This window comes from Micromonospora sp. CPCC 205558 (assembly GCF_036902955.1).
Taxonomy (GTDB): domain Bacteria; phylum Actinomycetota; class Actinomycetes; order Mycobacteriales; family Micromonosporaceae; genus Micromonospora.
This window is the reverse complement of the sequence record NZ_JBAKHR010000025.1, coordinates 120,409-127,534: the sequence shown is the minus strand read 5'-3', so window position 1 is coordinate 127,534 and position 7,126 is coordinate 120,409. Positions and strand designations below refer to the sequence as shown.

Annotated in this window: 8 protein-coding genes; 5 read left to right on the top strand and 3 right to left on the bottom strand. The window is 71.0% G+C overall.

What is annotated here, in order from left to right:
* Window positions 1-279 precede the first annotated feature (279 nt).
* Both V6U86_RS25140 and V6U86_RS25135 read left to right on the top strand, forming a co-directional pair.
* Entirely contained in the window at window positions 280-1,422 is a 1,143-nt protein-coding gene (locus V6U86_RS25140; protein WP_334507152.1) for a geranylgeranyl reductase family protein, read from the top strand.
* Between the two features lie 31 nt (window positions 1,423-1,453).
* Window positions 1,454-2,224 carry an isoprenyl transferase gene (locus V6U86_RS25135; protein WP_334507150.1) on the top strand — a complete coding sequence of 257 codons (771 nt, stop codon included), beginning with the start codon at window positions 1,454-1,456 and terminating at the stop codon, window positions 2,222-2,224.
* Between the two features lie 18 nt (window positions 2,225-2,242).
* On the opposite strand, the gene otsB is transcribed toward V6U86_RS25135, so the two are convergent.
* From otsB to V6U86_RS25120, 3 genes are all read right to left on the bottom strand, one after another.
* Window positions 2,243-3,067 carry a trehalose-phosphatase gene (otsB, locus tag V6U86_RS25130; RefSeq protein WP_334507148.1) on the bottom strand — a complete coding sequence of 275 codons (825 nt, stop codon included), beginning with the start codon at window positions 3,065-3,067 and terminating at the stop codon, window positions 2,243-2,245.
* Between the two features lie 67 nt (window positions 3,068-3,134).
* Window positions 3,135-3,488 carry a hypothetical protein gene (locus V6U86_RS25125; protein WP_334507146.1) on the bottom strand — a complete coding sequence of 118 codons (354 nt, stop codon included), beginning with the start codon at window positions 3,486-3,488 and terminating at the stop codon, window positions 3,135-3,137.
* A gap of 162 nt (window positions 3,489-3,650) precedes the next feature.
* Window positions 3,651-4,094 (bottom strand): XRE family transcriptional regulator, encoded by a 444-nt coding sequence (locus V6U86_RS25120; protein WP_130407314.1) that lies wholly within the window; start codon window positions 4,092-4,094, stop codon window positions 3,651-3,653.
* 264 nt (window positions 4,095-4,358) lie between these two features.
* On the opposite strand from V6U86_RS25120, the gene V6U86_RS25115 reads away from it, so the two are divergent.
* The 3 genes from V6U86_RS25115 (at window position 4,359) to V6U86_RS25105 (ending at window position 6,900) form a co-directional block, all read left to right on the top strand.
* The gene (locus V6U86_RS25115) at window positions 4,359-4,703 is read left to right on the top strand and encodes a hypothetical protein (protein ID WP_030328857.1); all 345 of its coding nucleotides are present in this window, start codon (window positions 4,359-4,361) and stop codon (window positions 4,701-4,703) included.
* Window positions 4,704-4,734: 31 nt separating this feature from the next.
* Window positions 4,735-5,070: a hypothetical protein gene (locus tag V6U86_RS25110; protein ID WP_030328854.1), complete on the top strand. Its 336-nt coding sequence runs from the start codon at window positions 4,735-4,737 to the stop codon at window positions 5,068-5,070.
* A 414-nt stretch (window positions 5,071-5,484) separates the two neighbouring features.
* Window positions 5,485-6,900, top strand: coding sequence for a PhoH family protein (locus V6U86_RS25105; RefSeq protein ID WP_334507141.1), 1,416 nt, complete (start codon window positions 5,485-5,487; stop codon window positions 6,898-6,900).
* Window positions 6,901-7,126: the final 226 nt, after the last annotated feature.

Genomic DNA, 7,126 nt, shown 5'->3' with positions numbered 1-7,126 from the left:
GCAGCGCGATCGTGCGCGCGTCCCCAGCAGCGCGATCGTGCGCGCGTCCCCAGCAGCGCGATCGTGCGCGCGTCCCCAGCAGCGCGATCATGCGGGCGTGCATCGCGGATCGCGCGCTCCAGACGGCGGCCGGGAAACGTGCCAGTGCGGGGAACGGTCTGCGCGGGCGCACAGGGGGCAGGATGGCGGGGTGGCGTCGGTCACATCGGTCGGCGTGGGCGGCGCAGGTGGATCGTCGGGGCGGTGCGGGAGCAGTCGCGTCGGCCGGAGGGAGGCGCGGTGAGCGACGAGTTCGACGTGGTGGTGGTGGGGGCGGGGCCGGCGGGAGCAGCAGCGGCACTGACGGCGCGTCGGGCGGGAGCCAGCGTGCTGCTGCTGGACCGGGCGGACTTCCCCCGGGACAAGGCGTGCGGCGACGGGATCGCGGCGCACTCGGTGGACGTGCTCGCCGAGCTGGGGGTGACCGAGGCGGTGGCGGGTTACGCGCCGTTGCCGGCGTTACGCATGATCGCGCCGGGTGGCGGTGCGGTGGCTCGGGCGCTGCCCCGGCCCGCGTACACAGTGCCCCGGGAAGTGTTCGACGCACGGCTGGTGGCTGCTGCGGTGGCCGCCGGCGCGCAGTTGCGCCGGCACACCGTGCGTCAGATCGAGCCGCGCGCCGACCGGGTGGTGCTCGACGGGCAGGTGTCCGGCGGGGTGGTGATCGGCGCGGACGGTGCCGGCTCGGTGGTGCGTCGGGCGCTCGGCCATCCGCAGAACCCCGACCGGCACCTCGCGCTGGCCATCCGGGGGTACGCCCCGGCGCTGCCCGGCCCGTCCGAGCAGCTCATCGTCACCTCGAAGGCGCGCTGGCCGGCGTACGCCTGGTCGTTTCCGATCGGCGACGGACGGGCGAACGTCGGGTACGGGGAGGTGCTGCGCGGTGAGTCGCTGAGCCGCGCGTACCTGCTGGACCGGTTGGCCGCGCTGCTGCCCGGCACCGACCTGGCGACCGTGACCGCGTTGCGCGCCCATCACCTGCCGCTCTCCACGCACCGACCGTCGCCGGGGCGAGGGCGCACGCTGCTGGCCGGGGACGCGCTGTCGCTGATCAATCCGTTCACCGGCGAGGGGATCTTCTACGCGTTGCTCTCCGGCGCGCTGGCCGGGTCGGCGGCGGCCCGGTCGCCCGAGGGCGCGGCCGGCCGCTACGCCCACGGGTTGCGTCGCCGCCTCGGCACCCACCTGCGGCACAGCTCGGTAGCTGCCTGGTTGGCCCGCCGACGCCGGGTGGTGGACGCGGCGGTCCGGGCGGCCCGTCGCGACGACCGGGTGTTCTACGACGTGGTCGAGCTGGGGCTGGGTGACGGACGTCTCACCGCCCGTACGCTGGCAATGATCGGCATCGGTCTGGGCGGCGGCGATGGGGCTCCGAGGCAGTGAACTGGCCGAAGGGTCGCTACGCTGCTAGGTGATGACGCTGCGGGACCTTATCTACTCCGTGTACGAGCGCCGGCTCACGGCGAAGCTCGCGGGTAAGCCGGTGCCCCGGCATGTCGGGGTGATGTGCGACGGCAACCGCCGATGGGCGAAGGAGATGGGCTTCGTCGACCCGAACGACGGGCACCGGGTCGGCGCGGCGAAGATCAAGCATGTCCTCGGCTGGTGTGACCAGGCCGGTGTCGGGCACGTGACCCTCTACCTGCTGGCCACCGACAATTTGCGCCGTCCGGCCAGTGAGCTGGACCCGCTCCTCAAGATCATTGAGGACCTGGTGGTGGAGTTGGCCGAGGAGGGCAACCCCTGGCGGCTGCGCATCGTCGGAGCGCTCGACCTGCTGCCGGCGCAGACCGCGGCGGCGCTCAAGGGAGCCGAGGAGCGCACCCGCGAGCGCACCGGCGGCGCGGAGGTCAACATCGCGGTGGGCTACGGCGGTCGGCGGGAGATCACCGACGCGGTCCGTTCGCTGCTGCTGGAGCACGCCGCCGCCGGCGGCACGCTTGAGGAGTTGGCCGAGGTGCTGGACGTCGAGCACATCTCCGAGCACCTCTACACCCGGGGTCAGCCCGACCCTGACCTGGTCATCCGCACCAGCGGCGAGCAACGGCTCTCCGGTTTCATGCTCTGGCAGTCCGCGCACTCGGAGTTTTACTTCTGCGAGCTCAACTGGCCCGACTTCCGGCACATCGACTTCCTGCGGGCCCTGCGCTCGTACGCCACCAGGCAACGCCGCTACGGCGCCTGACCCTGCCGGTCGGGTCAGTCAGGGCAGCTGGGTCAGCGCCCGGGTGAGGAAGTCGCCCAGGGCGGCGGGCGACTCGATAGTCAGGTCGGCGGCGTTGGCCACCTCATGTCCGGTCTCCGAGTTGGCCACGGCCACGCAGACGCCGAGGAAATCCGGATCGGCGGAGGCACGAGCGCGCAGCGCGGCAAAGGCCTTGATGTCGGAGACATCGTCGCCGAAGTACCAGGCGCCGGTGGCACCCTTGATCGCCTCGCCGATGACCATGCCCTTGTCCCGGTCGACTGGCGGCTTGAGCTCCAGCACCATCCGCCCGGCCTGCGAACGCAACCCCAGACGGTCGGCCTGCGCCTGCCCCCACTGCTGCACGGTCGGGCCGAGCTGCGGGGCGGTACGCCAGTGCAGCGCGACCGAGAGCCGCTTGTACTCCACCAGCGTGCCGGGAGGTAGCTCCGCCCGAGCCAGGTCGGCCAGCTCGGCCATTGTCGGCACCCAGGGCAGCGCTGCCGGTTCGGTGACAGTTTCCCCGCCGGAGTGGCTGTGCTCCAGCCCGTAGAGGCCGTAGAGGTCCACGCCAGCGAGCCCACCGAGCTGATCCCGAAGGAACTCGACGGGTCGGGCGGAGACGATCGCGACCCGCTGCACGACCGGGGCGAGTGCCTCGATCGCGGCCAACGCCTTCGGAGCCGGGCGTACCGCTGTCGGATCGTCGTCGACGGGCGCGAGCGTTCCGTCGAAGTCGAAGAAGAGCACGGTCCCGGCCGCCCGGCTGGCGGTTATCCGCCAGGCCTGGTCGGCGTCCAACGGGGTTCTCGGCTGCTGATTGCCCAGATTCAACGGCGGCACGCGCGTCAGCGTACCCCGGCGATCCAGGGTCATTCCTGGCCGAGCGGACCCGTTTGGCGGTGGGCGATCAGCGTTCGGCGGCTCCTCGTCCGCGCCGACCGAACGGCACCACTGCGGCCTCCTGGCCGTGGCTCAACAGGTAGCCCTCCACGAACCCGGTGTTGCGATCGCCGGTGTGGGTTTCGATCTCGTTGAGCCGTGCCACCAGGAACTCGGTGAGCGCGCTGATTCGGTTGTTCAGACGCTCGTGCAGCTCGGCGACGACGGCCAGGACGACCGCGGTGCCGGCGGTGATGAGCGCAAAGAGGTTGACGAGCAGCGGAAGCTGCCCGCCGTTGACCACCATGGTCACCGTGTTGCCGGTCGCCCACAGTGTCACCGACACCGTTGCGACCACGACTGCCAACCACTTCAGGGTCATGGACAGACCCCTCCTTCTGTCCCGCAGGGCTGGGTTCGGCCTTGTCCCGTCCCCCCGCCGATGACGAGCCCAAGCAGTACGAATAGGGACGCTAGCGTGCCCGTTGCAGCCCCGGAGGCAAACGAATGAACCTGACCAGGCGTTCTTTCGCTATCTGAGGAACTAGCCTGCCTGATTGCCCCTTTTTCGGACATCGACCGGCAACGTTGGGCGGTATGCGAGGTATCTGATCGTTTCGCGGATGTGGAACTTCTCCGCGTCCGACACCTGCGGATCGACCAGGCGGCGCAGCAGCGCCTCCACGTCGGGGTCCATCGGAGGGGCGGCCTGGCCGGCGCGTGGACCGGCCGCGGTGCGGTCCCAACCGAGCGCGGCGAAGGCGGCTGCCGGGTTCAGCCCCAGGCCCTCACAGAAGGCGACCACCCGCTCGGCCTCCGGGTCGCTGGCCCAGTCGCCCCGGACCCAGCGGTTGATGGTCTGCCGGGACACGCCGGTGCGCCGGGACACCTCGGTGCCGCTCCAGGCTCGGGTTGCTCGCGCCTCGTCCAGGGCCCGCCGGACGAAGGTGGCGAAGGCGATCTTCCGCGCATTGGCCGTCTCGGTCACTCCGTGACGGTACGGCCAGCCGACTACGGGTGTGTGCGCCGCCTCGCCACTGTCACGCGGACGTGACGAGGCGTTCGGGTTTCCGGTAAACGAGTCAGTGCCACTGTTGAGGGGTGTCACGCGGGCAGAATAGATGAACGTAGTGGCAAACGTAACCGGACGAAAAGCTGATACTGTCACGTCCATGGGACAATCTACGGTGTGTCACGTGCATGAGACGATTGGTGCTCACATGCGTCACGCCCCCGGTGCTGGGGGGTCGTGGTGACCGAGCTCGCCACCCGCGCCCAGGCCTTCGGGCTGATCGCCGAGGGGGTCGCCGCGGGGCTGACCGCCCCCTGGCGCCTCTACCTCGCCCGAGGCTGCCGCTACCTGTCGCTGAGCGTCGGCGATCGTGCCGAGTGGAACGCCTGGCGTACCCATCTCGGCTGCCCAGAGCTGAGCGTCCGCGTCTACGACGCCGGCGGCGAGATCCGTCGGTCCTCGGTGGCCGAAGTCGTGCTGGACGGCTGCCGGATCAGCGTCGAACTGGTCGAGGAGGTCAGCACCGACGACCTGGACCGGCTGCTCGTCGCCGACCCCACCACGATCGAGCCGGAGGAGCGATGACCTGGCGTCCCGGCTGGGCCGGAGCTGCCCGATGAGCCCGTTTCTCGCGGTGTTCCTCGTCCTGGTGCTCGGTGCAACCAGCTACGCGGCCGGGCGGTTGCACGGGCAGCTCAGCTACCGCATCGGCTACCGCTTCGGTTACCGGCAGGGCTACTTCGACGGTGACCGGGGCGCCTGGAACCGGCGTCGCCGGGACGCCCAGGCAGCCATCGCCTCGGCCCTGTCGGTCTCACCGGCGGGGGTGGTCCGCTCCGCCGGTGCCGTCGCCCGCCCCGGCACCACGTACACCGGCTCGTCGTTCAGCGCGCCGGCCGCCCCGATCACCGGGCGGCACCCGACCGGCACGCTCGTCCGACGTACCGGTTGAGGTCGGCCGGCGGGGTCACCCCGCCGGCCGGTGCCACGAACGCGGTGCGTCGTCCGCGGCGGACACGCACCGTCGGGGTCACGTCAGACCGGTGACGGTGGCCCCACCGGCCGGGATGCGCGCAGGGGGCATGCATCCCGGCCGGTTCCGCCGTGCCTGCGAGAGCGCCTTTCGGCTGGTGCGGGCGTCGGTGCCGCGCTGTTCACGAGCGCGTCTTGTGGAGATCCACGTTCGGCCTCTAGCCGGGAGGGTCCGGCGGGGCTAGCGTCTAGGCATGGCACGGGGTTCTCCCGAGCCAGCCGGTCCGCCCGGATCTGCGACCTCGCGCATGGGGTTCCGCATCCGACCCCGTGTCCCCGGGCACCGGAGGAGGCGGAACACGGGTGGCGGGTGCCCATCCGTCGGAGCAGGCCTGTGACGACTCGCCGTAACACCGCCGGTGCCGACCAGACCCCGGCCGCGACTGCCACGACCCGCCGCGCCACCAGGAGCCGCCGTTCGGCGGCCGCCGCGCCGGCCGACCCCAAGGAGCCACGACCAGCCGGCCAGGCCTTCGTCCTGGACACGTCGGTGCTGCTCTCCGATCCGGCGGCATTCCACCGGTTCGCGGAGCATGAGGTGGTGCTGCCTCTGGTGGTCATCACCGAGCTGGAAGGCAAGCGGCACCATCCGGAGCTGGGCTGGTTCGCCCGGCAGTCGCTGCGGATGCTCGACGACCTGCGGGTCCGGCATGGCCGACTCGACCGCCCGGTGCCCGCCAACGACGTCGGCGGCACCTTGCGGGTGGAGCTCAACCACACCGACGACGGTGTCCTGCCGCCCGGGTTTCGCACCGAGAGCAACGACGCCCGGATCCTCTCCGTCGCGCTCAACCTCGCCGCAGAGGGGCGGGAGGTGACCCTGGTCAGCAAGGACATGCCGCTGCGGGTCAAGGCTGCCTCGGTGGGTCTGCGCGCCGACGAGTACCGCCACGGCCAGGCCAGCGACCCGACCTGGACCGGTATGTCGGAGATGGAGCTGAGCGAGGAGCAGATCGGCCAGCTCTACGCCGGCGAGACGCTCGACCTCGACGAGGCGGCCGGGCTGCCCTGCCACACCGGTCTGGTGCTGCACTCTGCCCGTGGTTCAGCCCTCGGCCGGATGTTGCCGGACAAGTCGGTGCGTCTGGTCCGGGGCGACCGGGAGGCGTTCGGGCTGCACGGCCGCTCGGCCGAGCAGCGGATCGCGCTCGACCTGCTGCTGGACGAGTCGATCGGGATCGTCTCGCTGGGTGGCCGGGCCGGCACCGGCAAGTCGGCGCTGGCGCTCTGCGCCGGGCTGGAGGCGGTGATGGAGCGTCGGCGGCACAAGAAGGTGATCGTGTTCCGCCCGCTGTACGCGGTCGGTGGCCAGGAGTTGGGCTACCTGCCGGGTTCGGAGTCGGAGAAGATGTCGCCGTGGGCGCAGGCGGTCTTTGACACGCTCGGCGCGGTGGTGCACGAGAACGTGCTGGAGGAGGTCACCTCGCGGGGCATCCTGGAGGTGCTGCCGCTGACCCACATCCGGGGGCGCAGCCTGCACGACGCCTACGTGATCGTGGACGAGGCCCAGTCGCTGGAGCGCGGGGTGCTGTTGACCGTGCTGTCCCGGATCGGGCAGGGCTCCCGGGTGGTGCTCACCCACGACGTGGCCCAGCGGGACAATCTGCGGGTCGGCCGGCACGACGGGGTGACGGCTGTCATCGAAGCGCTCAAGGGCCATCCGCTCTTCGCGCACGTCACCCTCAGCCGTTCGGAGCGGTCGCCGATCGCCGCGATGGTCACCGACCTCCTGGAGGACATCCCGATCTGACGAGCCTTTTGTGGGCTTTCGTCCGCAATTTAAGTGTGGTCCAGATCACAAACGACCTGGTTGGTTTCCCATCAGCCTCACTGTGCGCAATCGTGTCCCACGAGCGTCCACGCACCACGAGAATCGTTGGTGATCGTTCGTCCCGAGACGGACGACATCGGCGAAGCTCGGTGCGTCAGCGCGATCGGCAACCGGTCGGGGCGCTCGTGGCACGGCTGACGGCCCA